Consider the following 26853-nt stretch of genomic DNA (forward strand, 5'->3'; position numbering starts at 1 on the left):
CTATTTTTAATTACTATGAATTCTTCCTGCACGCTTGTCAACGCTGTTACACCATTTTTCCATCAAAAAAAGCGTCCTTAGGAATGCTGCTCATTCACCAAGAACGCTTCTTCATTCGGTTTATTTGGCTGCTTAAGGCTTCAAGATGACTTTGATACAGCCATCCTTCCGCTCATTAAAGATATCGTAGCCATGGGCAGCCTTCTCCATCGAGAGCCGGTGTGTGATGATATCCGAAGGGTCTAAAGTCCCCTCTTTCAACATTTGATAAAGGTGCGGCATGTAATGAATGACGGGTGCCAGCCCCATTTTTAACGTAATATTGCGTTCGAACAGCTCCCCAAGCGGGAATGCATTATAAACAAGCCCGTATACGCCGGTTAACTGGATGGTCCCGTATTTGCGAACCATACTCACAGCCATGCGGAAAGCACCCAAGGAGCCCCCTTGAAGCTTCAGCATGCTTCCCAGCATCTCAATGCCGGTCCGTTTGGCATCCAGGCCCACACAATCGATGACAACGTCGGCGCCGCCCTTGGTAATCTCTCGAATATAATCCTCGATCTCGGGTATCTTCTCGAAATTGTAGGTTTCCACGTGATTGGTCCGTTTCGCATGCGCGAGCCTGTAATCCACATGATCGATTGCAATCACCCGCTTCGCGCCTTTCATCCAGGCAAACTTCTGCGTTAACAATCCTATCGGACCGCATCCCAGGACAACCACGACATCGCCGGGCTTAACCCCTCCGTTCTCCACGCTCCAGATGGCTGTGGGCAGCGCATCGGACAGCATGAGGAGCTTCTCATCTTCCATCTCGGCATCCTCAGGAATGACAAAGGGCATATAATTACCGTAAGGTACCCGCAGCAGCTCCGCCTGCGCGCCTTGAAAGCCGCCGTACGCGTCGCTGTATCCAAAAAAACCACCGGTATTCTTGGCTTCATTCGCATAATCGCATTGGCTCTCCATTTGATTCTGGCAGAAGACGCACGTTCCGCAAGAAACGATAAAAGGAATAATCACACGGTCGCCCACTTTGACCCTGCTTACTTCCGGACCTGCATCCACAACGATTCCCATCGGCTCATGGCCGATAATGTAATCATCATTAAGCGGCTTTAGCTCGCCGTTATATAAATGCAGATCAGATCCGCAGATGGCCGTGGTGGTGACTCGAATCAGGACATCGTCGCTGTGCCGAAGAACGGCGTCTTTCATTTCCTTCACTTGGATCCGATGTCTGCCTTGATAAGTGACTGCTTTCACGTACGAAACCCCTTTTCAAGTCAATATCCATTTTTGAAAGGATTTGTCTTTTCAGGATCAGTGTACGCCATTTCAATCAGAACTACTCCGGCAGTGCAAAAAAATAAAGCGACATTCACCCCAGCGCTTCGGGTTGAATGTCGACAGGCTGCTTTCTCGGTTTCCCGACCTTCAAGAATAATACCAGGCCTAACAGCACAAGCGCTCCCCCTGCCGCCTGCAGGGAATTCATCGACTCATTCAACAGGAGAAAGGCCAGTAAACTCGCTCCAACCGGCTCTCCGAGAACGCTCATCGATACGGTGGAGGCTGTGGCATACTTCATCAGCCAGTTAAATAACAGATGGCCGAATACCGTTGGCACGACAGCCAATAAGGCAAATATCCCCCACTCACGTCCGGAATACCCCGTCATGGGAATGTTCATTCCCACGTTGTACACCGCCAATACGGATGCTGCCACCGCAAAGACAAGCCAGCTGTATAGGAATGACGGCAAACGCCGTAGCAGCAATTGACCCAGCAGCATATGGACGGCGACCGCAGCCGTTCCCATCAGAGACATGATATCACCGGTCAAATGCCCTTTGCTCCCACTGAGCCCACTGCTTCCAATGAGAAGGAATACGCCGAGAAAGGCGATGGCCATGCCTCCGATTGCTGCCAGCGATGTTTTCTCCTTAAACCAAAAGTAAGCACCCATCATCACGAATACCGGCTGAAGGGCAAGGATAATCGTGGAGCTGGCTACGCTTGTCCACTTCAAGGAGCCCATCCATAACAAAAAGTGCAGGGCCAGCATCGCTCCGGATAGAAGGAGCAGCAGCAGTTCAGAACGCTTCAGCGATTTGATAGCCGGCACATATTTGCCCGCGAAGGGCAGCATGATCAGGAACGTTATCACCAGTCTGTACATCGCCTGGATGGAAACGGGGCTGCTGGACCATTTTACGAAAATCGAGGAAAAAGAAATAGCTATGATGCCGATAAATAGAGGAATAAATACGGGAATCGGTGCTCGGTTCGAATTCATGATGGTTAAATGATTCACCTTTCGTGTTATATTAGAGAATGATTTCAAAATTAAAACATTCGGAAAAGGATAATTGGCATGAAAAAGAAAGACCTTCGAAACCAAATGACCCCTCCCAAATTTCTGGCGATCGGCTTTGCCTCGATTACACTGATCGGGACATTCCTGCTTAAACTTCCCATCGCTACTGAGGACGTGACATCTACCCCGATAATAGATGCTCTCTTCACAGCGGTTTCCGCCATCAGTGTAACGGGTTTAACCGTTGTGGACACAGGGACTCATTGGTCCATATTTGGACAAATTGTCATGCTCATGCTCGTTCAGCTTGGCGGATTGGGCTTTATGACCTCAGCCACCTGGATTGCATTGATGTTCAATCGCAGAATCTCGCTTCGGGAGCGCATGATCCTTCAGGAAGCGATGGGTCAATACCAAATTCAAGGGATTGTAGACCTCATCCGAAGAGTGCTCGTCTATACGCTGATCATAGAAGGGGCAGGCGCCTTGCTGCTGACGCTCAGGTTCTCCGCCATTATGCCGCTTTCCGATGCGGCTTACTTTGGCATATTCCAAAGCATCTCCATATTCAACAATGCAGGCTTCGATCTCTTTGGCCAAATTCACGGACCTTTCTCAGGGTTTGCAACCTATGTAGCGGATCCTTTTGTCAATATCGTCGTGATGTTCTTAATCTTCCTTGGGGGAATCGGCTTCATCGTCATCTTTGATCTTATTGAATATCCGAAGTGCAGGAAACTGTCGCTTCACTCCAAGGTTGTATTAACCGTGACTTCACTGTTAATCGTAATCGGGGCTGTCATGATCTTTATTCTGGAGCACGGCAATCCCAAAACACTAGGGCCGCTCTCATACCCGGTAAAAATCATGGCGTCCCTATTCCAATCGATCACTCCGCGTTCCGGTGGCGTCAGCACCTTGGACATCGCGAGTCTGGAGCAATCCTCCCAGTTCTTCATGATTCTCCTGATGTTCATCGGAGCAGCGCCCGGATCGACTGGAGGGGGCATTAAGGTGACCACCTTCGCCGTGCTCATTGGTGCCGTCGTCACGATGATCCAGGGTAAACGCGATGTGGTTCTCTATCGCAATCGAATCTCCCAAGCCCTGGTTTATCGTTCCATTACGCTGACGATACTATCGTTGCTGCTATTGGTGGGAGCTTCCATGTTTCTGTCCGTTACGGAATCGGGTGAATTCTTAAGAATTCTGTTCGAAGCCGTATCCGCGTTCGGTACAGCCGGGCTATCGATGGGACTTACAACCGAGCTGTCCGGGGTTGGCAAGGTCACCATTGCCCTGCTCATGTTCCTTGGCCGGTTAGGTCCGCTAACCCTTGCGTACGCGCTTAGCCGCAAGAATAATAAAGAACTATACCGCCATCCGGAAGGTCGAATTACGATTGGTTAACTTGTTCTTCTCCCATGTCGGCACATATAAGAAAAACATCGATCGACGCACTTTCACAGAGGACAGACCCCGTTTAGAGGATGTTTTTCTTGCGATTACCGAATTTGTTCACCTTCGCTGAAAACTTATAAATGCTACAATCTTAAACAAACCGTACGCTTCCCTTCCACGGGAGGTGCACGGTTTGTTTTCATTGGATTACATGTTGGATTGGTCTCTTATTCCCCGAACTCACTCGCATCGATGGCTGCATCCAGCAAATCATCAAACAACTCATTGTCGGCTTCAATCCGCTCGTCAATCTGAAGAAACTGCTCCTCGATTCCCGGCTCGCCGGCGAAGTTCAGGCTGTAGTCCCAATCCCGGCCATTCTTGCTCAGGAATGTGATCTCGTAGGCTGATGCATGTCCATCTATAGAAAATACGGTATATCCTACGAACTGATCGCTATCATCCCGCTTCATATCCGCACGCTCGATTCGGACTTCTGACACGTTTCCACGCTCCTTCATTACGTTGTAAAGCACTCACAAGACTCAGTATATCACTTTTCTTGGCAGCTGATTATTGTTTTTCTTATACGGCAAGATCTAGTATAATATGGGTTGGTAAATTAAATTGCATTGGAGGGTACCAAATGTCCGATTTCAATACATACTTGGACAAATATGCCGAGTTGGCTGTAAAGGTGGGAGTTAACATACAGGAAGGTCAAACCTTAGTGGTTCATGCTCCTGTCGATTCCGCCGAGTTCACTCGCTTGATTGCCAAAAAGGCATACGAAGCGGGTGCCCGCCTGGTTAAGATCCTATGGACCGACGAAACGATAACAAGACTACAATTCGAAAAAGCTGCGGATGACGTCTTTACCGAAGCGCCGAAATGGTATGCCGGCGAAATGACGGAATTGGTGGAGAACGGCGCAGCCATTCTGCACGTGCTTGCCGAAAATCCCGATTTGCTCAGCGGCATTGATTCCGAGCGTATCGGAAACTTCTACAAAGCGCGCGGTGAAGCATTGAAGACATATCGCGCCTATCAACAATCCGACAAGTTTAGCTGGTGTCTGATCGCTGTGCCTTCAGCAGCTTGGGCTGCCAAGGTATTCCCGGATGTGCCGGAATCCGAACAAGTCGGCAAACTGTGGGATGCTATCTTCCACACCGTACGTGTGGATCAGGATAACCCGGTTGAAGCGTGGAACAAGCACCTCGAAGTGCTTGAAGCAAAATCCTCCGTGCTGAACGCAAAAAAATACAAGAAACTCCACTATATCGCACCGGGAACCGACCTTACCATCGAGCTGCCGGAAGGACATATTTGGGCGCAAGGCGACAGCATCAACGAGCGCGGGCATTCCTTTGTGGCGAACATGCCGACAGAAGAAGTATTTACCGCTCCTCTCAAAACAGGAGTCAACGGAACCGTACACAGTACGAAACCTTTGAGTTATGCCGGAAACATCGTGAACAATTTCTCCCTTACTTTTGAAGAAGGTAAAGTGGTCAGCTTCACGGCAGAGCAAGGCTATGAGACCCTTGAGCGTCTCCTGAACATGGATGAAGGTGCCCGTTACCTCGGAGAAGTGGCGCTGGTGCCGCATCACTCCCCGATCTCGGAGTCAAACATCCTATATTACAATACGTTGTTTGACGAGAATGCTTCCAACCACCTTGCACTCGGCAGCGCTTATGCATTCTGCTTAGAAGGCGGAAAAGAAATGAATCAGGAGCAGTTGATTCAGAACGGTCTCAATACGAGCGTAACCCATGTCGATTTCATGATCGGCTCCGGCGAAATGGATATTTACGGAGTAACGGCAGATGGCCAGGAAGAACCGGTATTCCTGAAAGGAAACTGGGCATTTTAAGAAACGATACAGCATCAGCAGCTATTTCTTATGAAGTAGCTGCTTTCTTGAACTTTTCCGGCCTTTAATTGACCTGAGGTTGATTTACAATCCGAAAAATTGTGCGATAATCAAGAAATCGCATGCAGTTACTTATAGGTAGCATAAAAGAAATGGAGGGTCTGTCATGTCCAGCTTTGAACAAAAATTGGAACGCTACGCGGAGCTTGCCGTCAAGGTGGGTGCCAATGTGCAGCCGGGACAAACACTGGTAGTTAACGCGATGATCGATGCTGCACCGTTGGTACGTCTTATCGTGAAGAAAGCTTATGAAACGGGCGCCAAGCAAGTTAAGGTGAACTACAGTGATGAAGTTGTGAACCGGATTCGGTACGATCTGGCACCAGATGACGCTTTTCTGGAGCCCCCGACATATTATGCGGAGGAAGTAACCGAGCTCGCCGAGCAAGGAGCTGCTTTCTTGACGATTCTCTCCTCGAACCCTGACCTGCTTAAAGGCGTTGATCCGGAGCGTATATCCAATTATCAACGTACATATGGCGCAGCTATGGCGAAATACCGGCAATATCAGCAAGCCGATAAAATGAGCTGGACCGGCATTGCCTACCCTTCCCCTGATTGGGCTGCCAAGGTGTTCCCTGACGTTCCAGCCGAGCAGCAGGTGGACAACATGTGGGACGCAATTTTTCACGCGGTTCGCGCGGATCTCGAAGATCCCATTGGTGCATGGGAAGAGCATATCGCGACCCTCCAGCACAAATCGGATGAGCTCAATGCCAAGAAATATCATAAGCTCCGGTTCACATCACCGGGAACGGATCTTACGATCGAGCTTCCGGAGGGGCATATTTGGGCCCAGGCGGGCAGTCACAACGAGAAAGGCGAACGTTTCGTTGCCAACATTCCGACGGAGGAAGTATTCACCGCACCTCTCAAAACCGGCGTGAACGGCACTGTACGCAGCACGAAGCCTTTAAGCTACGGCGGGAACATCATCGACAATTTCTCGATCACGTTCGAGAATGGCCGCATCGTCGATTTCTCCGCGGAACAAGGCGAAGATACCTTAACCCGCCTGATCTCCATGGATGAAGGCTCGCATTATCTGGGCGAGGTTGCTCTTGTGCCTTATCGCTCCCCGATATCGGAAAGCGGCATCTTGTATTACAACACGCTGTTTGACGAAAATGCCTCCTGTCACCTGGCTATCGGCAGCGCGTATGCTTTTAACCTTGAGGGCGGCAAGACCATGACGTCCGAACAGCTTCAAGCAAGCGGTCTGAACACCAGTATTACCCACGTCGACTTCATGATGGGCTCCAAGGAGCTTAATATTACCGGAATCACGCATGATGGCACGGAGGAGCCCGTATTCATCAACGGGAATTGGGCGTAAACCGCAGCCATTCCGTTATGTGCGTGACAAACACATCGCAATGCGATCGAAACTATACAACAGAGCAGCCTTTTAACAGAGGCTGCTCTGTTTTTTTCGATTAATACCGATAGATTGCCGAGCATATGATGAAGAGATGGACGCATACTTAAGATTTGTCATTTTAACTCATAAGCTAAAGCGCTTCAAACACATGACTTCATACAGTTAGACCCTTTTCCCGCAAACCGTCTTCAGACCAGTTGTTATTAGAATTAATAGGGCTTTTTTACCCGATATGTTGTAAAATGATGAGAGAAATAGGATGGTTACACCAGAGAGGGGATTATCGCGTGTCCAACCGATTACAGCTCCTCCTTGCAGCAGATTTCGCTGATCTGAGCGAACCTATTCAGGAAGAAATCTATTATGAATTTTATGACCTCGTTTATGGACAGATACTGTATGTCGTACGGGATCATGCTGCTGTTGAGGATATCATTCAGGAGTCCTTTATAAAAGTGATTACAAGTAAGCCGAATTTTGAAACCGAAAGCAAGATGCGGGGGTGGCTCCGTGTCGTTGCCAAAAACTCAACCATGAATTATTTAAGAAAAAATAAAAAATACCGTAACCAAGTGGATGTCGAGAGTGTTTTTATTAATGAAGAGGACGTGGTAGTTTCTTCCACGAACGTCGAACATCAGGTGGAGTCGAATATGCTGGAGGAATCCATCGAGCATTATCTCGACCAATTGAAGCCTGAATACAAGCTATTGATTGAGTACCGTTGGAAGCATAGTCTGACGTACAGGGAAATCGCGGAGCTGCTGAATACTCGCGAAGAGATCGTGAAGCAGCGCTTGTTCCGAGCCAGAGAATCCGTAAAAAAAATGCTGTATAGAGAGTGGGGTGAATTAGATGAGCAACGAAAAATACGATGATTGGTTTGATGAGGCCTTTGACGAAGCCTTTGATCGTGCAGCTTCACGTTCCTCACTCCCTACTGACATTGAGTCCAAACGACAATCCTGGCAGCAGGTTCAGCAGCAAATCAAACAGGTACACAAAAAGAAACAGCGTAGACGCACTTTTCAGTTAGCCGGAGTCATTGCAGCATCGATGGCCTTTGGTGCGTTGATATTCTCTCCATCCTCTGTAACTCAAGCGGTAACTCCGGTTTATCAGGAGATCAAGGATTGGGGAAATGGTGTGGTGACCCAAATTTTCGGCATGCGAGAGCCTGTTGATAAGAGCAAGGCATTAACTGCTCCCCCACCGGAGCAAGGAATAGTGCCGGAAGGGTATGTACCGCCAGCTGAATTAGTGGACACCGAATATATTCCTTTCACAGATACCGATGAATCTCTGACCGAATCGCAAAAACGCGCACCATTTAAAATACCAAAAATCAATTATCTTCCGGAAGATTACAAATTCCATGAGGCTACCGCATTAACAACCGATGAAAATGCCGTTTTTGACGAGCTCCATCTTCATTATAAAAATTCGGACGATAAGTTTTTTCATATTGATCTTATCGGGATGCAACTTGGCAAAATGATCAATCTCAATGGGGATATCAAGAAGACTATTGTTCTTGAATCCGGAGCGAAAGCCTATCTAACCGAGACTAACCTTCGCTTCTTATACGATAATGATCAAGTGATTGTATCCATTAGCGGCTTCTTCACAGAAGAAGAATTCATAAAAATTGCAAACGACATACAATGATTTTTTAGAGGATCAAAAAAGAACAATAAAATGGTTGAAGACAGGCTCAAGGGCTGGTCTTCGACCTTTTTGTTCCATGGTTACCTACACATCAGCAGATGATGGGACAGCGATGGGTGGAACGATTCCTACACAGAGCGTCTTTCGACTCAAAAAAAAGGGAGTGCCCCGCAAGATCTAAGATCTTGCGGGGCACTCCCTTCATAAATCCATATTCGTATTATTGTGCCACCAATATCGAGCTCGTGTGGTAAGTCCCTTCTTCATATGTACCGCTCTCTTTGACCCAGTGAATCGTCTTGGCCCGGTAATAATAACCCGCCTGTACACTAAAAGTTTTGCTTCCGCTCAGAGAGGCCCTACTTGTTCCGTTATCGTATGAAGCTCCCGAATCAACCCAAGCGGAGCCCGTCCAGCGTTGAAGAACATAATTGATTCCCAGAGAATCTACAGCTTGAGAAGCACTGGTAGTGGCGTTTATCCCTACTTGAGTACTACTTACTTTCCCAATCGAAGAAAAATAATCCAGCAAGTACTGATTCGCTAAAATGTTGAAGGAAGAGTCCAGATTCATCTCCACTGGGGGCGGTGGCGTTAAAGCACCGGGTGCAATGTCTGCAGCGGAATCCGCGTAAGCCCCTCCCGCCAGAGATAAACTTAATAGAACACTGACTGCAAGCGCTGAAGCTATACGTTTAGGACTGCGTATTCTTGACATAACATCACCTTTCTTTCAATATATTAGGAACATCCATATTTTAACACATGACATCAACACAAAAGTATCTAATTTTTCACAGTTTGATATAATTATTGAAACCTTTTTGCAAATAAAAAGAAGTAGCGGCATAATATGTCGCTACTTCTTCTAATATCCAGTTTACGCGCCTGCTTCTTCCTGAATCAGCTGCTGCTGCTGCCTGATCAGACGAATCCGCGAGATTCGTTTATGCTCGGTCTCCTCAATCACAAAGCGATAATCCTCATACATGACAGATTGACCTTTGTGTGGGAGCAGCACCTCAAGACGCGAGGACAGCCATCCACCGATAGTATCATAGTCTTCTGTATCCACGTTCAGACCAAATTGGTCATTAATTTCATCGATCAGCATCAACCCATCAATGGAGTATTCATCCTCCCCCACCTTTTCAATGCCCGGACGCTCTTCGTCAAACTCATCTTGAATTTCACCGACGATTTCTTCCATAATGTCCTCCAGGGTTACGAGTCCTGAAGTCCCGCCGTATTCATCAATAAGAATGGCAATTTGCGTCTTGCTCCGCTGCATTCTTCGCAGCAGATCACTGATCTTGATCGACTCAGGAACAGCAATGATCGGGCGAATCAAGGAAAGCTGGTCACGAACGAATCCGCGCATCAGATCTTTAATGTGAATAAAGCCAATGATATGATCCTTGTCTTCGTCACAGATCGGATAACGGGTTCGCATCCCCTCGCTTGCGATCTTCAGATTTTCTTCCAATGAAAGATTGTTGTATAAACAGATCATTTCTGTTCTGGGGATCATGATCTCCCTTGCCGTCGTATCGGCAAATTCAAAAATGTTGTCTACCAATACCATATCCGTGCTATCCATCAGGCCGCTCTCACTGCTCTCTTTCATCATATCCCGCAGTTCTTCCTCGGTATGAACATTCCGTTCAACCACCGGTTGCATCCGGAATAGGCGGAGAACGTTATTGGAGAGCCCATTCGCAAACCAGATAAACGGGAACATGATGGTGTAAAATACCCGCAGTGGGCCTGCTGACAGCAGCGTAATTTGTTCCGCTTTACGAACAGCCACCGTCTTGGGCGCCAATGCACCAAATACAATATGCATGAGTGCAATCAGGATGAAGGCTAATACCAAAGACACGGCATGAACGACTGTATTACTCCAGCCTATGCCATGAAACCAAGGCGTAATCATAGCGGATATCGTTCTTTCGCCGATCCATCCAAGTCCAATGGACACGATGGTAATACCAAACTGGCATGCGGATATATATCCGTCCAGATTTTGCAGTATGTTCTGCGCAAATTTTGCACGTCTATGTCCTTCTTCGACTAGAGCGTCAATGCGGCTGCTTTTCACTTTAACGAAAGCTAATTCAGCCGATACAAAAAATCCATTTAACAGGACGAGAATCAATACCAAGGTTAAACTTATCAAACTCGGTAAGGGGTCACTCAATCGATCTCCTACCCGCCATACAGCATGCTATGACGAATAGGAACACCTCCTTCGGTTATTAAAAATGTGTGGTGCCATCAAGCATAACAACGTGTTCGGACTACGCATCAACTTCCCAATGGTCTCATCTCCTTATCTTATTCCGACTTAGGCAAGCTATATAAGTAATTATATAGTACTACGATACACAGTCAAACGTTGTCTTATGACATTAATCAGCGTTGTTATAAGCTTTAATTTGATTCTCGGCCGTTAGCACTCGTTTTTCGATGAATTGATATATTCTATGAATAAACATTCAAAATGTTAATAGAATACTATGTATTCAGACATCTGGGCGGAAAAAATTCGCATGACATTGAATATTTGCCATTTGAAACATAATGAAATAACCCCCGTCTACGCTTAAGTAAACGAAGGTTATTATGCTGATGCTGCTAGAAGTTATCTTCCTGTCGGAGGCGGGTTGCCGATAACGCCTGGATATTGATATTGAAGCGGCTCGTCGAACACGACATAATCCAGATTTACCATCAGCAGGATGATACGGCGTCCTGTCGACCGTTCGCTAATAATGATATGATCGCGTCCAGCGGCTTCAACCACGCCTGTAAACACCTTGGCATTCCATTGCGAATTGTTTTCATATGTCATGTAGAAGGTTCCCTGCTTGCCCAGATTCAGTCGAAGAATATTCTCAACGTAAGATTGCTCGAATTGCGGGGCAGGAACAACGGTGCCTCCTGGAGTCATGGGGCTTCCGCTAGGCACCTGCGGTGGAACGTTCGCCATATAACCTGCCGTCCCGCGGCTCGGCACTCCTGGATAACGGACACCATTCATGAAGTTCACAGGTGGCACACCTTGATTGTACATAAGTAATTTCCTCCTTTAATTTATAACTCCCGCATAAGCGGTTGTATAACGTGACTCAATAGACTGCCGGGCAATCGGCATATGTTGGGGTGAAGAAGCAGTGTGCTTTGAAACGACCTGTGTTCTGCTGATTGTACCAGGTACCCGGGCAATCCCCTGCCGGGCGGAAAAACCATAGCGCATTGCTAGCCGGCCATATGCGTTCCCCATTAATCAATCTTTGGGCAAGCTGACGATCTCGATCCCTGGCCCGTTGATAAAAATAGCCCTTTTGTGTTGCTTCAAAGCCTCCCGGGCTCTGAAACACCATATCATTCATGTTGCGGATGTTTCGAAAATCCAAGCAGTTGGACAGTATCCGGTTCACGCCGACATTCCCGACCATGAGCATGCCCTGCTCGCCTTCACCTTCTGCCTCTGCGCGGATCAATCTCGCCAGAAGATCCACATCATTCGAATTCGTTTTGATGACTGCCACAGAGTTCCCCTCGCTTCCTTAAGATCACTTTGTATTTGTATGTGCATTCGCCCATAAATGTGACTATGTGAGGAGAAAAAAAAGTTCCTTACCGCAACTCACCACGGTAAGGAACTTTAGTTCCTGCATCTATTCATTACTTCACAGCATGACCGGAATAAACATATCTGAACTTATACTCTCCTGAGCCCGCTTGAATCACAACACCCGCTTCCCCATCAAGTGCAGATTGAATCCCGTTCGCTTGGTCTAGAGGTATCGCCTCTCCCTCCGTAACACTTGATGAATCAAAAGCGCCTGGCAGACGGATTTCCGCCGTTGCATTTGGCGGGATGGTTACCTCCAGTTGAAACTCTCCACTTTCCATTCTCCAGCTTGACCGGACGGTTCCGTACAGCGTATCGATCTTGCCTTCAGCCCATGTCAATCCTTCGCCAGGCACGGGCGCAATCACGATATGTTTATAACCTGGCGCCTCCTCCACGGTTTGTATGCCGGCAACCGTACGATACAACCACTCCCCGATGGCTCCGTATGCATAATGATTAAATGAATTCATATCGCGGCTCCAGAAGCTGCCGTCCTCCTTTATTCCGTCCCAATGCTCCCATATCGTGGTAGCGCCTTTCGTAATCGGATACAGCCATGAAGGATAGTCCCGCTGCAGCAGCAGCTTATACGCCGCGTCATGCATCCCATGCTGACTTAATACATGGTTAATATAAGGTGTGCCCACAAAGCCTGTCGTAAGATGATGCCTGCTCTCCTCCAGCAGCGAACAGAGACGTTGCGCTGCCCGTTTTTCCGTCTCTTCATCCAGCAACCCAAACATGAGCGCAAGCACATGCGCGGTCTGAGTCGAAGCCGCGAGCCTTCCGGCCGGGGTCACGAATTCGTTACGAAATGCAGCGACAACCCTTTCCTTAAGCGTGGCATACGCTGCCGCATCTTTTTCTTGCCCCAATACCACTGCCGTCTTTCTAAGCAGTTCTACCGAATAAGCATAAAACGCCGATGCGATCAAATCCCGCTCTGTAGCACCCACATAGTCGCCGGATTTCGCATCAAGCCCCAGCCAATCACCGAAGTGGAAGCCGGTATTCCACAAATATTCATTCTCCCCTTGTGCTTGGATGTAGGAAACCCAGCTCTTCATGCTCTTGTATTGACGCTCCAATATCCGTCGGTCGCCATAACAGACATATAGGGTCCACGGGCATATGACCGCTGCATCTCCCCATGCGGCCGAAGCATAGGCTTCATCCCCAAGGACATGCGGGACAACGAACGGTACTGCCCCGTCGCCACGCTGCTCTGCAGCCAGATCGGATAGCCACTTGGTGAAGAAAGGAGCTATGTTGGCAAGATAAGCAGCTGTACCTATAAACATCTGCGCATCTCCCGTCCAGCCAAGCCGCTCGTCACGCTGCGGACAATCCGTGGGCACATCCAGGAAATTTCCCTTAAGCCCCCATCGAATGTTGCTCTGCAATTGATTCACCATAGGTTCCGAGCATTGGAAAGTCCCGGTCTCTTCAAAATCCGAATGAAGCACAACCGCTTCGAAAGCACCCCGGTCCAGCTGCTCCTCCGTAAAACCGTCTAAGCGGACATACCGGAAGCCTTGGAACGTAAAATGGGGCTCGTAGGTTTCTTTCCCGCCACCTTTTAACGTGTACTGAATCGTTTGTTTAGCGGTTCGGAGGTTCTCCGTATAAAAGTTACCATTGGAATCCAGTATCTCCGCATGCTGCAGCGTCAAGATAGTTCCCTTGTCACCGGACACGCTAAATCGGACCCAACCCACCAAATTCTGTCCGAAGTCGATGACGGTTTCACCTTTAGGCGTGGTCAGCCATTCAACGGGCTCCACCGTTTGGATGGCTTTTACGGGCTCGTTAATCTGAGGCTTCAACATGTCAAACCCGTGATCGATCGATTCGACACCCTGCCAATCATTTGAGTTATAATTTCCTGAACTGAAGCCTTCCAGCTCCAACCGGGCATCGTAGGTTTCACCATGATAGAGTTCCGACATCTTGATCGGGCCTATGGCCGACTGCCAGCTTGAATCGGTTGCCATCACTTCTTCGCTCCCGTCTGCATACGTAATATGCAGCTCCAGCAAAAGGGCTAATCGATCCCCATAGATTGAACTCCGTTCCTCCCATCCCAATTGACCCTTGTACCATCCATTTCCGAGCCAAGCTCCGATTGCGTTTAGGCCAGTGTTCAGCATGTCCGTCACATCATAACTTTGCGTCTGTATCGTATGTTCGTAACTCGTCCAACCGGGTGTGAAATAACAATCTCCCACCCGCTGTCCGTTCAGTTCCAGTTCATAAAGGCCTAAGGCCGAGGCGTATATTCTTGCCTTTGAAATGGGCGACTTCAAGCTGAAGCTCTTGCGAAGCAGCGGTAGATGAGCAGAGTCCCCAGGCAGCAAAGAACGTGGTGCCGATATCCATTTCCCTACCCATTTCTCCCCTTGCAGCTTACCCGTCTCCCAATAGGCTGTATCCGACCATTCCGATACGTCCCCGACTTGATTCCAGACGCGAACTCGATAAGTATAGCGCTTACAAGACGATACACGCCATTCGCTTAATTCCACATGAACGGATTGTGATGAAGCCACTTTCCCAGAGGTCCAAAGGGGCTTGGAAAAGTTATTATCATTCGAAACCTCAATCTCATAGGCCGTTTGACTGACTGCTCTTTCGTCCGAGACCAACCTCCAGCTTAAACGCGGGTGCTTCTCGCCGATTCCTATCGGATTATGCTGGTACTCACATCGTAAATCCGTTACGCTAAACATAGAACATTCCTCCGTTCACCTTCATAAAAAGTTATCACAACAATCAAGCTCTATAGGCCGCAATCCGGGATGCTCGCTTCCTAACCGTGCCTGTTTCAACTATTATTATAAGTGAACCTGAACGTGGAATTATGGGGATATCAGACAATAATATGAGGCATAACGGACATTCTTCCCCTATTAACGATGAGGAGTATTAGGATGAAACGACCGATGGAAACCTATTACGGAGATTATTTTTTCCAGAATGACACCTTGATGTATGTGAATCGAAACGCGGAGAATTTTACAGGCTCTTACCATAACCATGATTTTCTGGAGATTGCTTATATTGCGGAGGGCGAGGGCTTTCATCACCTAGAGAACTCGGTTCAGCGCGTACGCAAAGGTCAAATGTTCTATATACCACTCGGAATATCTCATGTATTCCGGCCCACTTCTGCAAACGGGAAACCGCTCATTGTGAACAATTGCATATTCTCTGTACAGCTGCTGCCCAAATTGATAGCTTTTGCAACAGATTCGGATACTGCAGCCTTTTTGAAACGCATGGAGGATGGATCCCTTGGATACCACGCGATTATGGACCGACATGATCGCTTCGAGAGGCTCTTCGGCTCCCTCTATGAACAAAATGCCATGCCAGGCAGCGGTTCTGCCGTTTATCTGCACACGCTGCTGTTACAGCTGATCATTGAATTCAGCCGTGTCATTGAGCATCCCCATACTATGCCTTCGGTGCCGCAACACCATTCCTTCCAAGATGTCCTTCAATACGTGGAAGGGCAGTACATGCATGAGCTCACTTTGACACACCTTGCCCAAATCAGCGGATTCAGCGAGCGCCATTTGCAGCGATTGTTCCGCCGGTATACAGGCCAGAGCTGGCATCATTATCTGCAGACCGTGCGGATTCGAATAAGCCGCGAGCTGCTGCGCACCACCACGGACAAAATCAGTACGATTGCCGAGAAGGTCGGTTATAAGGACATGCATTCTTTCCACTCGGTGTTTAAGCGAAATACAGGGCTCACGCCTGGTCAATACCGGAGCGATATTCAGCATCATTCATCAACGACCGGACTCTCCTGCAAATAAATAAAGCATGATGATCCTCACGGTATCCAAGGTCATCATGCTTAGGAATATGCTCCTTCTTTTCCATTTCTTATTTGAAGTATCTTGCGTGCTCTTCCACCCACTCGGCAAATGTTCTTGCAGGACGTCCTGTTATCTGTTCAACCGTTTGATTGACGGTGTATGCTTCGATTGGCGGATTCATGTACCAGTTGATGACGTAATCGATAACGCCCTTATCAACCCCAAGTTCGGCCATTCGTTTACGCTCCTGCTCTTCGGTCAACTGAATAAACTTTATATCTTTACCGATAAAGCGGCTAAGAATCTGCACCTTTTCAGGAACCGTTAGCGCCTCGGGACCGGTTAAGGTATACATTTGGCCCGCATGGATATCCTCCGACAGCACCGCTGCAGCCACCCGTCCGATATCCCGCTCATGTATCGAAGCATTTAACGAAGCACCAAACAGATCGCGTACAACTCCCTCCGTTCGTATCGATTCTCTCCAGTTCATAACATTGGACATGTAATCTACCGGCTGCAGCTGTGTCCATTCCAGATGACTCGATTCTACTGCTTCCTCCACCGTCCCTTTCTTTCCGTCCCATAAAATGCTTACACGCCTTACTCCCGCAGCCTCGGCGATCCGTATAATCTCCTCCCCTGTCGTAAGCGGGACGTAACCTGCTCCAGTCGTGATTAAATGAAGCCCGGTCACACCCTGTAATGCTGGAATCAGCGTGTCGGGGTTACTCAGATCACCGGCAACCACTTCTACGCCAGCAGGTAATTTGGCAGAAGCCGGAAAACGGCTGAGTGCCCTGACGCTATGTCCAGCCCTTAGCAGCTCATGCACAACATGACGACCTACTTTGCCTGTCGCACCTGTAACTAGTATTGTCATGGTTTAATTCCTCCTTTATCTCAATAACAAGCCTACAGCAGTGGTACTTCCTTGTTGTTCCATTTAAACGTAATTCCAGACCGGTTACGTCCAGCTCTGGTCTAAATCAGCCATACAAAAAAGGCCTTATCCGCAGATAAGACCTGTCACTACGACTATAGTCTGATGGTTATGTGTTGAACCAATGGTTCCTTATCGCGTACAGCGCTGCCTGGGTACGATCCTGTACCTCCATTTTTCCCAGAATATGCGTGATATGCGTCTTTACCGTTTTCTCGGCAATATGTAGTTCTGCGGCGATTTCTTTGTTACTCCTGCCCAATGTAATCTGTTCAAGAACATGCTGCTCACGGATCGTCAGAATATCGATTCCTTTGACAACCTCGGGATCTGTCGCCACATGAGCAATTAATTGGTTTGTTACCTGAGGATGAAGCATGCGGTTTCCGTTTACAGCGGCAATGATGGTTTCGACCAGCACTTTAGGCTCGATATCCTTCAGCTGATATCCAATCGCTCCCGCTTTAATCGCCGGCAGAACCGAATCCCGGTCGGCAAAACTCGTGAGAATGATGACTTTGATATGAGGAAACTTGCTTGTGATTCGCTTTGTGGCTTCAACTCCGTCCATCTCCGGCATCTTCAGATCCATCAGTACCACATCAGGCAGCAGCTTTTCTACCTTATCCAGAGCCTCTAGCCCGTTAAGGGCTTGATCTACGATTTCTATCATGGGCTGTGTCTGCAGGAAATAACGCAACCCCCTTAATACAACGAGATGATCATCAACAATTAGCACTTTAATCTTCATAAGTTCAAACCTCTTTCTTGGATAAAAACGGAACCATTACGGTCACCATCGTCCCTGTGCCTTCCTCGCTGCTTATACTTAGGGTTCCTTGTATTTCTGAAGCCCTCTCCCTCATGCTGGTAAGCCCAAGCGAATGCGGACAGAGTTCGGGCGATCCCGGGTTGAATCCTCGGCCTTGATCCGATATTTTCATATATAGACTGGAGCCGTCCTGTTCCATTCGGATCCAGGCTCGGTTCGTACCCGCGTGTTTGCTGATATTGTTCAATGCCTCCTGCCCAATTCGATACAAGGACTCTTCCACCCGGTTCGTCAAAATAGGAATTTCTTTCATGATAAACGTCAGCTGTATGCCAAGTTTCTCGGCATAGTCCTTCAGCGATGCCAATATCCCTTTGGCCTCTCCGGAAGGTCGCAGCTGCCAAATTAACGTGCGCATTTCGGTGAGCGTTTCTTGGGCAAGCTGTCCAATATCATGTATTGCCTCCGCCGTATGCGGATCCTCATGTAAGGTCGTCTCACGCACGCCTTGAGCTAGCAGTGAAAGAGAGAACAGCTTTTGATTGACGGAATCATGAAGATCCCGTGCCAAACGGTTCCTCTCTTCAACCAACAATAAATCCTGCCACTCGTAATATAAACATATCTTTTCAATGGCCAGTGATATATGCTCCGCCAGCACATCTAAGATTTCAACCTCCAGCTCAGAGAAGGGCCCACTCTCACGGCCAATAAAGAGCACCCCCATCGTCTCATAGGTTTGAAAAATACGCTCAAGATGCTTTAATGGTATCGCCGCCGTATATGTATGGGGCTGAACGCCAGGAAGAACCCGGACCCGGCCTTCTTGCACCACTACGTTTTGTTCCTCATATGCCCGGTGTACGATTCCTGACTTTCGTGCGGTCTTATTGCCAGCCTTTCGTACCAGCTCCTTGCAGCTATGCGTCACTTCATTCTGACGGATCGTACGAAGATACAAGTTGTCATCGTCAGACGTAATCATGGCAACAGTCGGCCAGCCAAATGCATGAGCAAGCTGCTCTACGATCGCCACAAGCATTCTCTTCATATCGTTAATTTTCCATAGATATCTGGTTACTTTGCTTGCCTTGGCATAATAATCGACGATGAAGCGGGCTATGCTGTCCACCGCCTGTTTCTCCCTTTGCTCCGACAGTTTTGTCCGCTCGACCGCCGTTCCAATCTGATAGGCAACGGATTGTAACAACGCAAGTTCTCCCTCGCTAAAATGCTCTTTACCCGGCGAACCCACATTCAGCAGCCCCAGTCGTTTACCTTGAACCGTGAGCGGAATCGTAGCATGATGGGTCAAATTGTGCGTTTCTCCCCAGCACTGCTCTTTGGCATTGTGCAGTCGTTCACATTCAATAATCGTAACCGGTTCATTTAAATTTCCTGCCCAATACAATCGAAGGCATAGGCAGTCTCCGCATCGCATCGGTTTTTTGTTATCCCATGATAAAGCAGGCGGAAGGTTGACATCGGCTATTTGATCATAGTGTGGCTGATCTCCGATCAGAAAAAGCCATCCTGTCTCAAGATGGGTTAAATCCAGCAATTTTTCGAGTGTCGTTTGCAGCATTTGCTTCATATCGTTGCTCTGGTTCAAATTTTCCGCTATTGTCTTCAGAATGAGCAATTCTTCGACATATTGGTCTTTATCACATAACATCAGGCTCACTCCATCCCCTACCGATAAGTGAAATATCCATTGGATAGCATGTTACACGCACGCAACATTTTACCCAAGCTCTTTCTCCAGAAGCACTTCATCCTCCCGCTTATAACCTAATTTCTCATAAACTCCGATGGCTTGGTGATTATCATGACCCGTAAGCACCTTAACGGTCTTCACCCCGCGCGCAATCAATTGATCCTCCAGAAAAATGAGCAGCATTCCTGCCAGCCCCTGTCTTCTTGCCCGCTCCTGAATGTACATTTCCGTTATCTCGCCAACAAGCTCCCGGTAACAGAAGGATTGGAAGGACTGAGCACAGGCAAATCCAACAGGGTCATCGCCTATATAGGCTATGGCCACAATTTCACCCGATTGTTTTAATCGATGTTCAGCTTCATCCAGCGGCATTAACACTTCATTAAACTCCCAGTTTAACTGTACCAGGACGGATGCGTCCGAATGAGAGGCCAAGCGGATGTGTCTCTCTTTTTTCATAAAACTTCCTCCATTCGCAGAGTAGGTGCAGGTGGTCCTTTTACTCGCCAGTATACCATCTTTATCCAGCCTGAGCTTCCTTATCCTATCATAAAAAAAGATCCTGCTGCGTAAACAGCAAGGACCTTGTCAACTCAAACGATATTAGACTGTAGTAACCGAGAACATCAGGCCGCAATAAATGAACACAACAGCGCCTAGTCCGCATAACAACGCGCCTGCCGCGGCCCGGTTTCTGCGGAATACGTTCACGACGTTCCATAGAAGCGCTAGCCCAAGACAGAGGCTAAGGATTCCTATCCAGCTCCACGTGAAAGCCAGTTCACCGATCGTAAACCCGGGATGGAACCAAACAAAAGTTGCAGCAGGGCCATATAAGGCCAATGTATCAATGACCTCATGCGGAGCAGGCTGCTGGTTCATGTATCCGGTGACGATATAAATCAACCAGATCAGAACTCCCTCACTTCGTGCCCATGCCACCGGATGATAACCCGAATCCCGGCGCAGCTTGCGCTTTACGAGATGACCGTTTACAAACGCGAATACCAACAAGGGCAGAATGAGAATATGCTTAACCAGCAGAGCCTGACCATAAGACAGCGTCCAGCTGTTTATAGGCTCCGGCGTCACGGCCGTCATCAAGAATAGTCCCGATCCGATAACAATGATGACACAGATGATCGCTGTTGGATGGAACCATCTAAGAAACGCACTCCAGCGGCTCTGATCCGTACTGAACCATCCTGTTATCAGCAACGTTCCCGTCCATATCGCCATCGCTGTGAAATGGCCGAAGAATGCAAGCTGTCCTGTGCTTTCGAACAGGGATGCAGCGTGATTAAACGAGGACATGGCCACCGCAATGCCCAACAAGGCAACGGGCATAAGCCAGCGTAATATAGAACCCGGCTTCCGGCGGACAAGCATGCTCAGAATCCCCAATAGGATCGAAAGAACCAGAATCCAGGCATAACGCTCGCCCTCGCTGAACTTAAACATGATGCTGTTAAAGGACTGCCAGAACCCGATATCATCCTTGAAGAACATGATGATCTGCAGCAGCGGCACAAATCCGAAAACGAGGATGGCCACTGCCGCCACCGGGCCAAGCCAGGCCGGAACCGAAATTTCCGGCTTATATGCTTTCGGTACCAGGTACAGCACCGTGATGCCTGCCAGAATGGCGTAGGCTACATATAGAAACGGCTCACTTAACCAATAGTAAGACATTACTTTCTCTTCCGGGATGCTCTAATTCCAAAGTATCCTGCGATAACAGCCACGATGACGATAATAACGATCCATACGGTTGACCCGCTGCCTTCGGATGGTTCGGCAGCTGAATTGTCCGCTTGCTGATCCTGGCCAGCCGACTGATCCGTGTTGTCGGCAGCTGTGTTGTCTGCTGCCGTATTATCCGCAGGTGCTGTTTCATCCTGTGTATTTCCTGTATCCGCAGGCGTTTCTTCGGTATCGGCTGGTGTCTCAAGGGTAGCTTCTGCTTCTGGGGCATCTACCTCGAATGCATACGTTCCATCCACGGTATGTCCATCACCGCCCACAATTTTCCATTCGACCGTGTAGGAGCCGGATGGAAGCGGTGCTGCCAGCGTTCCCAGCATGGTATTCTGGTTGACCCTGACCTCCGCTACTTCAACCGATTCGCCTTGCGCATTCTTAACCTTGAGCACGCTCAAGTTTTCATCGATATTTTCATTAAATGACAGGCTTACTTCCTGCACGCTTTCCGTCAGCTTGGCATCCGCCGCGGGCGTACTGGTTTCCAGCTTGGAATGGGCCCACGTTGCTGTCGGGAACACCAGTATTAGCAGCAGACCTAAGGTCAGCAAGACTGAAGTTTTCACATGTTTCAACACGCATATCTCCTCCAAACCATTTATCTCAAATTTGAATCTTCTCCATCATAACAAAGACATTCTGACAATGCTAATGAGTATATTGTGAACAATGATCCTCTGATATTTTACAAAAAAAAGGAATGCCGCACAGCACGCGACATCCCCGGAATGTTTCACAGATTCAATTATCTTGACCTCTCTCATACCAATAGCCGGGTATCCCTTTGGTCAGTCGCAGCAAGGCTTCGAGATAATAGTAATCGCCCCAGATCATATAATCATCCGGTCCCACGCCCCCTCTGACGTAATAGGAACCATGCTTAATCAAGCCTTCCTCACCCGCCTCACCGATGGTAGAATATCGGTTTACGAGAGATATCATCGACTTCTCGACGGCTTCTGTCAATAGCCCTTTATTGTCATCTTCTCCGTCCAGATGCTCCAATATCTCCAGCATGCCGCACGCCGCAATGGCGGAAGCGGAGCTGTCGCGAGGTGTATCCGCTTCAATCGGAACGTCAAAATCCCAATACGCAACATGATCCTCCGGCAGATATTCGATAAAGAAACGGGCGGCACGTAAAGCCGTATCCAAATATTTCGGATCACGGGTATAGCGGTATGAGAGCGCAAATCCGTAGATGGCCCATGCCTGGCCCCGCGTCCAGGTAGAGCCGTCATGATATCCTTGATGCGTTCCTCCTCGGATGGGCTTTCCATCTGCTGGATCGAAGTAAAAGGTATGATACGACGAATCATCCCCGCGCATTAAGTAACGTCGGCTCTTGTCCGCGTGCGCTACGGCCACGCTCTTGTATCGCTCATCACCTGTCTGATCATACGCCCAATACAGCAGCGGAATGTTCATCATGCAATCGATGATAATGCGACCGCCGTTCTTCTCGTCGCCTTTCCGGCCCCAGGCCTGAATATACTGTCCCTCTTCCCGCCAGCGCAGCATCAGATGATCCGCTGCTTTCAAAGCGAGCTGTTTGCCTTCGACATGTTCATCCACGATCCACGCTGCCAATGCGGAGGGCGAATACAGAAATCCGATATCGTGATGGTCCAGACGCCGCTTTTCCTGCAGCCGCAGCTTGTAATCCTCCAATTGGGCTATTGCCGTTTCCTTAAACAGCGGGTCCTTCGTATATTCATAACACAGCCAGATCATCCCGGTGTAGAATCCTTCAATCCAGTCATTGCTTTCTCCCCACTCGTAACGCTTCTCTTCCGTAATATGAGGAAACTTCATCGGGAATTGTCCGATATTCCGCTTTGTTTTTTCTACCGCATCCCTAATGGCTTGCTCCCACATGAGTCAACTACCTCCTTATTCTTTGATGGCTCCGATCATGACGCCCTTCACGAAATATTTCTGCAAAAATGGATACAGAAACAAAATCGGCAGCGTAGCCACCATAATCGTTGCATACTTAATCGTTTCGCCAACCGGCATCCGATCTCCCCCGCCTACCGAGGTCATCATGCTGCTGGTATCGTTTTGGATGAGAATCTCGCGCAGGATCAGCTGCAGCGGAAACAAGTTCCGATCCCTTAAATAGATAAGGGCATCAAACCATTTATTCCAGTGCCACACCCCGTAAAAGAGCACCATCACCGCAATGACCGGCAGCGATAGCGGGATGATGATCCGGAACAGAATGGTCCAGTCGCTGGCTCCGTCGATCCTTGCAGATTCCTCGAGCGCATCCGGTATCCCTTGGAATGCCGTTCGCATAATAATCAAGTTCCATGTCGTCATGGCGCTTGGAATAATCAAAGCCCAGTACGTATCAATTAGACCCATATTTTTCACGAGCAGGTATTTCGGAATGAGCCCACCGTCGAAAAACATCGTCATTACGATCAACATCATGATAGTGCTCTTCCACATCACGTTTTTCCTGGATAAGCCATAGGCTCCGAGAGCCGTCATCAGAATGTTCAGCGTCGTGCCGACCACCACATAAAATATCGTGTTCAGGTAACTTCGGATAATATTGGGGTTCTCAAATACCATGCGATAGGAATCCAGCGAGAAGCCCTTGGGCCACAGCAGGATCCCCCGGTGCTGAACGAATTCGGCCGGCGTACTGATCGAAGCAAACAATACGTAGAGAAACGGGTATAACGTGACGATCGACAGCAAGCACAAGAGAATGATATTCGCAGAATCAAACAGGACTTCACTGACAGATTTTGAAGTACGCATGAGATGCCCCCCTTTCTACCACAGCTTCGTGTCGGTAAACCGCTTACTGAGATAATTGGCTCCAATGAGCAGTATAAAGTTAATGAGGGAATTAAACATGCCGACAGCGGCGCTGAAGCTGTAGCTTGCTTCCAAAATCCCCTTGCGGTAGACATAGGTACCGATAACGTCCGCCGTCTCATAGATAACCGGATTGTACATAATCAGAATCTTCTCATCCTGCAGCGCCATAAAGGAACCAATCCGCAAGATGAGCAAAATGATGACCGTTGGCAGAATGCCGGGCAGCGTAATTTGAAGCATCTGCTTCCAGCGGCCGGCACCGTCCACTTTAGCCGCTTCATAAAGGGATGGATCGATATTGGAAATGGCCGCGAGGTAAATGATAGATCCCCATCCAATCCCTTGCCAGATGGCAGATGAGGTATAGATGGTGCGGAACCATTCCGGCAGCCGCATGAACGAAATCGGTTTGCCGCCGAAGTAGGTCATGATGTGATTGATCAGCCCGTCTACCGACAAAAAATCAACCAGCATCCCGACAACCACGACAACGGATATAAAATGGGGAATGTACGTAATGGATTGTACCGTCCGCTTAAATATGCGATGCCGTACCTCGTTTAGCATTAGCGCCAGCACAATGGAGGCGGGAAAAACAAATATAAGATCGTACGCGCCCAGGATAATGGTATTGGAAACCACCCGCTCAAAGAAAAATCCGTTAAAGAAATCGCTGAAGTGTTGAAATCCGACCCACGGGCTATTCCATATGCCGAGCCCAGCCGAGAAGTTTTTGAACGCGATTTGCAGGCCATATAACGGTCCGTAATGAAACACGGCATAAAACGCCACCACCGGCAGCAGCATCAGGTAGATCGTGGAATTTCGGCGAAAGTCCCTCGCTGCTCTTGCGCTGAAGCTCTCTGGCTTGCTCTGTATCGTAACGTGGTTTGTCTCTTCCTTAAGCTGCACCGTATGCCCTCCTCTGACAAAAAGATCTTCACAGTTAGAGGGAGAATCCCGAGGTCTTCTCCCTCTTCATGCGCCTACAACTTAACGGCTGTTGAACCGGTCCAACGCGGCTTGCTGAATCTGGAGCGCTTCCTCAATGCCCATACCTTGAACCGTTTGGACAAATTGATCAAACCCGCTGATCGGCTCCACGCCCATAATGAATTTGTTAACCATCTCTTCGTAGTACGTATTAATATCGTTCATGATCGAGGCATAGCGTGTGCTTTCTTCAGCCGTTGGCGAAATAATCGGCATCAAACGGTCATTCTCCGCTTTCATCCATGTCTCAATGGCAGCTTTCTGCTGAGGAAGCGCGGAATACTGCTCGATGTAACGGCGATCCTGGACGAAAGGTCCCGAATAACTGGCCAGATTGTATTTCGACAACGCCTGGGTGATCGACAGCCCATCTGGATTTTTCATTACTTCGTCGGTATAGGTCGGGTACCCGTCCTTCATCTCGTAGCTGACTCCCTCGACCCCGAAATTAAACAGCATGTGCCCTTCTTCCCCATACTTGTAATCGATCCATTTCACCGTTTCCGCCGGGAACTTGTTCGCTTTTGTAACAGCCGCCCCAAATCCGTTGAACGGCGAATCCTTCTGTCCAAGGAGCGGCGTGTCCCCCTTCTTCAGCACAACGTTCGGAGCACCCACCAGTTCGACGTCAGGATTGCTTTTTAGCATGAGCTCGGAATAGCGGCCGAGGCTGCTGCCCATGTAACCAGAGAAGGCACCCACTTGATTGTTGGTCACTTTGGCATCTTTGAGTGTCCCGTCCGTTGCCGCATAATCCTGATCGATCAGGCCTTCGGCATACCATTTGCTCATCGTCTCCAAATACGATTTGAATTCGGGTTGGATTGGTCCATACTGCACCTTCCCGTCCACCTGATAAAATCCGGTCGTAATTCCCCACGCGCCGACAAATGCATGGTTGATGCCCGTCATATCCATATCAAGCAGAAGCGGGATTTCATCCGCTTGCCCATTTCCGTTCGGATCCTTGGTCTTGATCGCCTTCAATACTTCATACCACTCATCGATCGTTTCCGGTACGGACAGCTGAAGCTGGTCAAGCCAGTCCTTGCGGATGATAAGGCCGTTAAAGGTCAGCAAATATTCGTCCCCGCGGATAAATGGAAATACGTAAATGTTCCCTCCGTCTGTCGTGATCAATTTTTTGTATTCCGGATGCTCGTTCAACACTTTCGATAAATTCGGCGCATGTTCTTCAATCAACTCATTCAGGCGAATGATCGACCCGTCCGAAATGGCTTTATCCGGGCCTCCTGATACGTTGGCCCATCCATGTTCCACAACATCCGGCAAATTGCCTGACGAAACCATGATGTTAAAGGCGTCTGCCTCCTGGCCCGCCGGCGGATGCTGGAACTTCACTTTGGTGCCTGTCGTTTTCTCCAATTCCTGATATGCAGCGATTCCGTTCATATCCTGCATCGTTGCTGATGCATTTGCATTCAGCGATACCCAATAGGTCAACTGTTCAGGATATCCCGGGTCACCTCCAGCGGCCACGCCTGTTCCTTCCTTACCTTTTTCGCCGGCAGGCTCCTCGGCCCCCGAGCTTTTTCCGCTGCATCCGGCAATCATAGCCACAATCAGCATAAAGATCGCAAGTCTCGCAACACGTTTCCGGTTTGTTTTCAAATCACGACGCCT

At 48.6% G+C, this 26853-nt stretch carries 24 protein-coding genes; 6 read left to right on the forward strand and 18 right to left on the reverse strand.

Annotation, left to right across the window (positions count from 1 at the left end; genetic code table 11):
- Window positions 1-132: 132 nt before the first annotated feature.
- Together PLA01S_RS05965 and PLA01S_RS05970 are read right to left on the reverse strand one after the other, a co-directional pair.
- Window positions 133-1269, reverse strand: coding sequence for a zinc-dependent alcohol dehydrogenase (locus tag PLA01S_RS05965; protein WP_127590715.1), 1137 nt, complete (start codon window positions 1267-1269; stop codon window positions 133-135).
- A gap of 115 nt (window positions 1270-1384) precedes the next feature.
- The gene (locus PLA01S_RS05970) at window positions 1385-2302 is read right to left on the reverse strand and encodes a DMT family transporter (protein WP_100536558.1); all 918 of its coding nucleotides are present in this window, start codon (window positions 2300-2302) and stop codon (window positions 1385-1387) included.
- 78 nt (window positions 2303-2380) lie between these two features.
- On the opposite strand from PLA01S_RS05970, the gene PLA01S_RS05975 reads away from it, so the two are divergent.
- Window positions 2381-3733: a TrkH family potassium uptake protein gene (locus PLA01S_RS05975; protein ID WP_127590717.1), complete on the forward strand. Its 1353-nt coding sequence runs from the start codon at window positions 2381-2383 to the stop codon at window positions 3731-3733.
- A gap of 218 nt (window positions 3734-3951) precedes the next feature.
- Here PLA01S_RS05975 and PLA01S_RS05980 read toward each other — a convergent pair whose 3' ends face one another.
- Window positions 3952-4227, reverse strand: coding sequence for a hypothetical protein (locus PLA01S_RS05980; protein ID WP_071224350.1), 276 nt, complete (start codon window positions 4225-4227; stop codon window positions 3952-3954).
- 143 nt (window positions 4228-4370) lie between these two features.
- Between PLA01S_RS05980 and PLA01S_RS05985 the strand changes: the two genes are divergently transcribed.
- The 4 genes from PLA01S_RS05985 (at window position 4371) to PLA01S_RS06000 (ending at window position 8712) form a co-directional block, all read left to right on the forward strand.
- Window positions 4371-5603 (forward strand): aminopeptidase, encoded by a 1233-nt coding sequence (locus PLA01S_RS05985; RefSeq protein WP_127590719.1) that lies wholly within the window; start codon window positions 4371-4373, stop codon window positions 5601-5603.
- A gap of 166 nt (window positions 5604-5769) precedes the next feature.
- Window positions 5770-6999 carry an aminopeptidase gene (locus PLA01S_RS05990; protein WP_127590722.1) on the forward strand — a complete coding sequence of 410 codons (1230 nt, stop codon included), beginning with the start codon at window positions 5770-5772 and terminating at the stop codon, window positions 6997-6999.
- A 332-nt stretch (window positions 7000-7331) separates the two neighbouring features.
- On the forward strand, window positions 7332-7922 hold the full coding sequence (locus PLA01S_RS05995) for an RNA polymerase sigma factor (RefSeq protein WP_100536554.1): 591 nt from the start codon (window positions 7332-7334) through the stop codon (window positions 7920-7922).
- Entirely contained in the window at window positions 7900-8712 is an 813-nt protein-coding gene (locus PLA01S_RS06000) for a DUF4367 domain-containing protein (RefSeq protein ID WP_127590724.1), read from the forward strand. The genes PLA01S_RS05995 and PLA01S_RS06000 overlap by 23 nt, the downstream gene beginning before the upstream one ends.
- Window positions 8713-8932: 220 nt before the next feature.
- On the opposite strand, the gene PLA01S_RS06005 is transcribed toward PLA01S_RS06000, so the two are convergent.
- The 5 genes from PLA01S_RS06005 to PLA01S_RS06025 form a co-directional block, all read right to left on the reverse strand.
- On the reverse strand, window positions 8933-9430 hold the full coding sequence (locus PLA01S_RS06005) for a hypothetical protein (protein ID WP_127590726.1): 498 nt from the start codon (window positions 9428-9430) through the stop codon (window positions 8933-8935).
- Between the two features lie 162 nt (window positions 9431-9592).
- Window positions 9593-10912, reverse strand: a complete 1320-nt coding sequence (locus tag PLA01S_RS06010; RefSeq protein ID WP_127590728.1) for a hemolysin family protein — start codon at window positions 10910-10912, stop codon at window positions 9593-9595.
- A 444-nt stretch (window positions 10913-11356) separates the two neighbouring features.
- Entirely contained in the window at window positions 11357-11755 is a 399-nt protein-coding gene (gerQ, locus tag PLA01S_RS06015) for a spore coat protein GerQ (RefSeq protein WP_243390847.1), read from the reverse strand.
- Between the two features lie 88 nt (window positions 11756-11843).
- Complete coding sequence (locus PLA01S_RS06020) at window positions 11844-12266, reverse strand: cell wall hydrolase (RefSeq protein ID WP_127590730.1); 423 nt, start codon at window positions 12264-12266, stop codon at window positions 11844-11846.
- 136 nt (window positions 12267-12402) lie between these two features.
- Window positions 12403-15084 (reverse strand): family 78 glycoside hydrolase catalytic domain, encoded by a 2682-nt coding sequence (locus PLA01S_RS06025; RefSeq protein WP_127590733.1) that lies wholly within the window; start codon window positions 15082-15084, stop codon window positions 12403-12405.
- 201 nt (window positions 15085-15285) lie between these two features.
- On the opposite strand from PLA01S_RS06025, the gene PLA01S_RS06030 reads away from it, so the two are divergent.
- Window positions 15286-16182, forward strand: a complete 897-nt coding sequence (locus PLA01S_RS06030) for an AraC family transcriptional regulator (RefSeq protein WP_127590735.1) — start codon at window positions 15286-15288, stop codon at window positions 16180-16182.
- Window positions 16183-16252: 70 nt separating this feature from the next.
- On the opposite strand, the gene PLA01S_RS06035 is transcribed toward PLA01S_RS06030, so the two are convergent.
- The 10 genes from PLA01S_RS06035 to PLA01S_RS06080 form a co-directional block, all read right to left on the reverse strand.
- Complete coding sequence (locus PLA01S_RS06035) at window positions 16253-17068, reverse strand: NmrA family NAD(P)-binding protein (RefSeq protein ID WP_127590736.1); 816 nt, start codon at window positions 17066-17068, stop codon at window positions 16253-16255.
- 169 nt (window positions 17069-17237) lie between these two features.
- The gene (locus PLA01S_RS06040; RefSeq protein WP_127590737.1) at window positions 17238-17879 is read right to left on the reverse strand and encodes a response regulator; all 642 of its coding nucleotides are present in this window, start codon (window positions 17877-17879) and stop codon (window positions 17238-17240) included.
- A 4-nt stretch (window positions 17880-17883) separates the two neighbouring features.
- Window positions 17884-19575: a GAF domain-containing sensor histidine kinase gene (locus tag PLA01S_RS06045; protein WP_164817327.1), complete on the reverse strand. Its 1692-nt coding sequence runs from the start codon at window positions 19573-19575 to the stop codon at window positions 17884-17886.
- A gap of 69 nt (window positions 19576-19644) precedes the next feature.
- Complete coding sequence (locus PLA01S_RS06050; RefSeq protein ID WP_127590741.1) at window positions 19645-20076, reverse strand: GNAT family N-acetyltransferase; 432 nt, start codon at window positions 20074-20076, stop codon at window positions 19645-19647.
- A gap of 144 nt (window positions 20077-20220) precedes the next feature.
- Window positions 20221-21309: a CopD family protein gene (locus PLA01S_RS06055; RefSeq protein ID WP_127590743.1), complete on the reverse strand. Its 1089-nt coding sequence runs from the start codon at window positions 21307-21309 to the stop codon at window positions 20221-20223.
- Window positions 21309-21956, reverse strand: coding sequence for a copper resistance CopC family protein (locus PLA01S_RS06060; protein WP_127590745.1), 648 nt, complete (start codon window positions 21954-21956; stop codon window positions 21309-21311). Before PLA01S_RS06060 ends, PLA01S_RS06055 begins: the two co-directional genes overlap by 1 nt.
- 163 nt (window positions 21957-22119) lie before the next feature.
- Complete coding sequence (locus tag PLA01S_RS06065; RefSeq protein ID WP_127590747.1) at window positions 22120-23256, reverse strand: glycoside hydrolase family 88 protein; 1137 nt, start codon at window positions 23254-23256, stop codon at window positions 22120-22122.
- 15 nt (window positions 23257-23271) lie between these two features.
- Window positions 23272-24153: a carbohydrate ABC transporter permease gene (locus tag PLA01S_RS06070; protein WP_127590749.1), complete on the reverse strand. Its 882-nt coding sequence runs from the start codon at window positions 24151-24153 to the stop codon at window positions 23272-23274.
- A 15-nt stretch (window positions 24154-24168) separates the two neighbouring features.
- Entirely contained in the window at window positions 24169-25128 is a 960-nt protein-coding gene (locus PLA01S_RS06075) for an ABC transporter permease (RefSeq protein WP_127590751.1), read from the reverse strand.
- An 81-nt stretch (window positions 25129-25209) separates the two neighbouring features.
- The gene (locus tag PLA01S_RS06080; protein WP_127590753.1) at window positions 25210-26841 is read right to left on the reverse strand and encodes an extracellular solute-binding protein; all 1632 of its coding nucleotides are present in this window, start codon (window positions 26839-26841) and stop codon (window positions 25210-25212) included.
- Between the last annotated feature and the right edge of the window lie 12 nt (window positions 26842-26853).

This window comes from Paenibacillus lautus NBRC 15380 (assembly GCF_004000945.1).
In the GTDB taxonomy this organism is placed as follows: Bacteria; Bacillota; Bacilli; order Paenibacillales; family Paenibacillaceae; genus Paenibacillus_AQ; species Paenibacillus_AQ lautus.

Bases quoted from the DNA above. Each gene is read 5' to 3' on its own strand.
- PLA01S_RS05970 (WP_100536558.1), bottom strand. From the start codon at position 2,302: ATGAATTCGAACCGAGCACCGATTCCCGTATTTATTCCTCTATTTATC.
- PLA01S_RS05975 (WP_127590717.1), top strand. From the start codon at position 2,381: ATGAAAAAGAAAGACCTTCGAAACCAAATGACCCCTCCCAAATTTCTG.
- PLA01S_RS05985 (WP_127590719.1), top strand. From the start codon at position 4,371: ATGTCCGATTTCAATACATACTTGGACAAATATGCCGAGTTGGCTGTA.
- PLA01S_RS05990 (WP_127590722.1), top strand. From the start codon at position 5,770: ATGTCCAGCTTTGAACAAAAATTGGAACGCTACGCGGAGCTTGCCGTC.
- PLA01S_RS06000 (WP_127590724.1), top strand. From the start codon at position 7,900: ATGAGCAACGAAAAATACGATGATTGGTTTGATGAGGCCTTTGACGAA.
- PLA01S_RS06005 (WP_127590726.1), bottom strand. From the start codon at position 9,430: ATGTCAAGAATACGCAGTCCTAAACGTATAGCTTCAGCGCTTGCAGTC.
- gerQ (WP_243390847.1), bottom strand. From the start codon at position 11,755: ATGAATGGTGTCCGTTATCCAGGAGTGCCGAGCCGCGGGACGGCAGGT.
- PLA01S_RS06025 (WP_127590733.1), bottom strand. From the start codon at position 15,084: ATGTTTAGCGTAACGGATTTACGATGTGAGTACCAGCATAATCCGATA.
- PLA01S_RS06030 (WP_127590735.1), top strand. From the start codon at position 15,286: ATGAAACGACCGATGGAAACCTATTACGGAGATTATTTTTTCCAGAAT.
- PLA01S_RS06035 (WP_127590736.1), bottom strand. From the start codon at position 17,068: ATGACAATACTAGTTACAGGTGCGACAGGCAAAGTAGGTCGTCATGTT.
- PLA01S_RS06040 (WP_127590737.1), bottom strand. From the start codon at position 17,879: ATGAAGATTAAAGTGCTAATTGTTGATGATCATCTCGTTGTATTAAGG.
- PLA01S_RS06045 (WP_164817327.1), bottom strand. From the start codon at position 19,575: ATGTTATGTGATAAAGACCAATATGTCGAAGAATTGCTCATTCTGAAG.
- PLA01S_RS06050 (WP_127590741.1), bottom strand. From the start codon at position 20,076: ATGAAAAAAGAGAGACACATCCGCTTGGCCTCTCATTCGGACGCATCC.
- PLA01S_RS06055 (WP_127590743.1), bottom strand. From the start codon at position 21,309: ATGTCTTACTATTGGTTAAGTGAGCCGTTTCTATATGTAGCCTACGCC.
- PLA01S_RS06065 (WP_127590747.1), bottom strand. From the start codon at position 23,256: ATGTGGGAGCAAGCCATTAGGGATGCGGTAGAAAAAACAAAGCGGAAT.
- PLA01S_RS06070 (WP_127590749.1), bottom strand. From the start codon at position 24,153: ATGCGTACTTCAAAATCTGTCAGTGAAGTCCTGTTTGATTCTGCGAAT.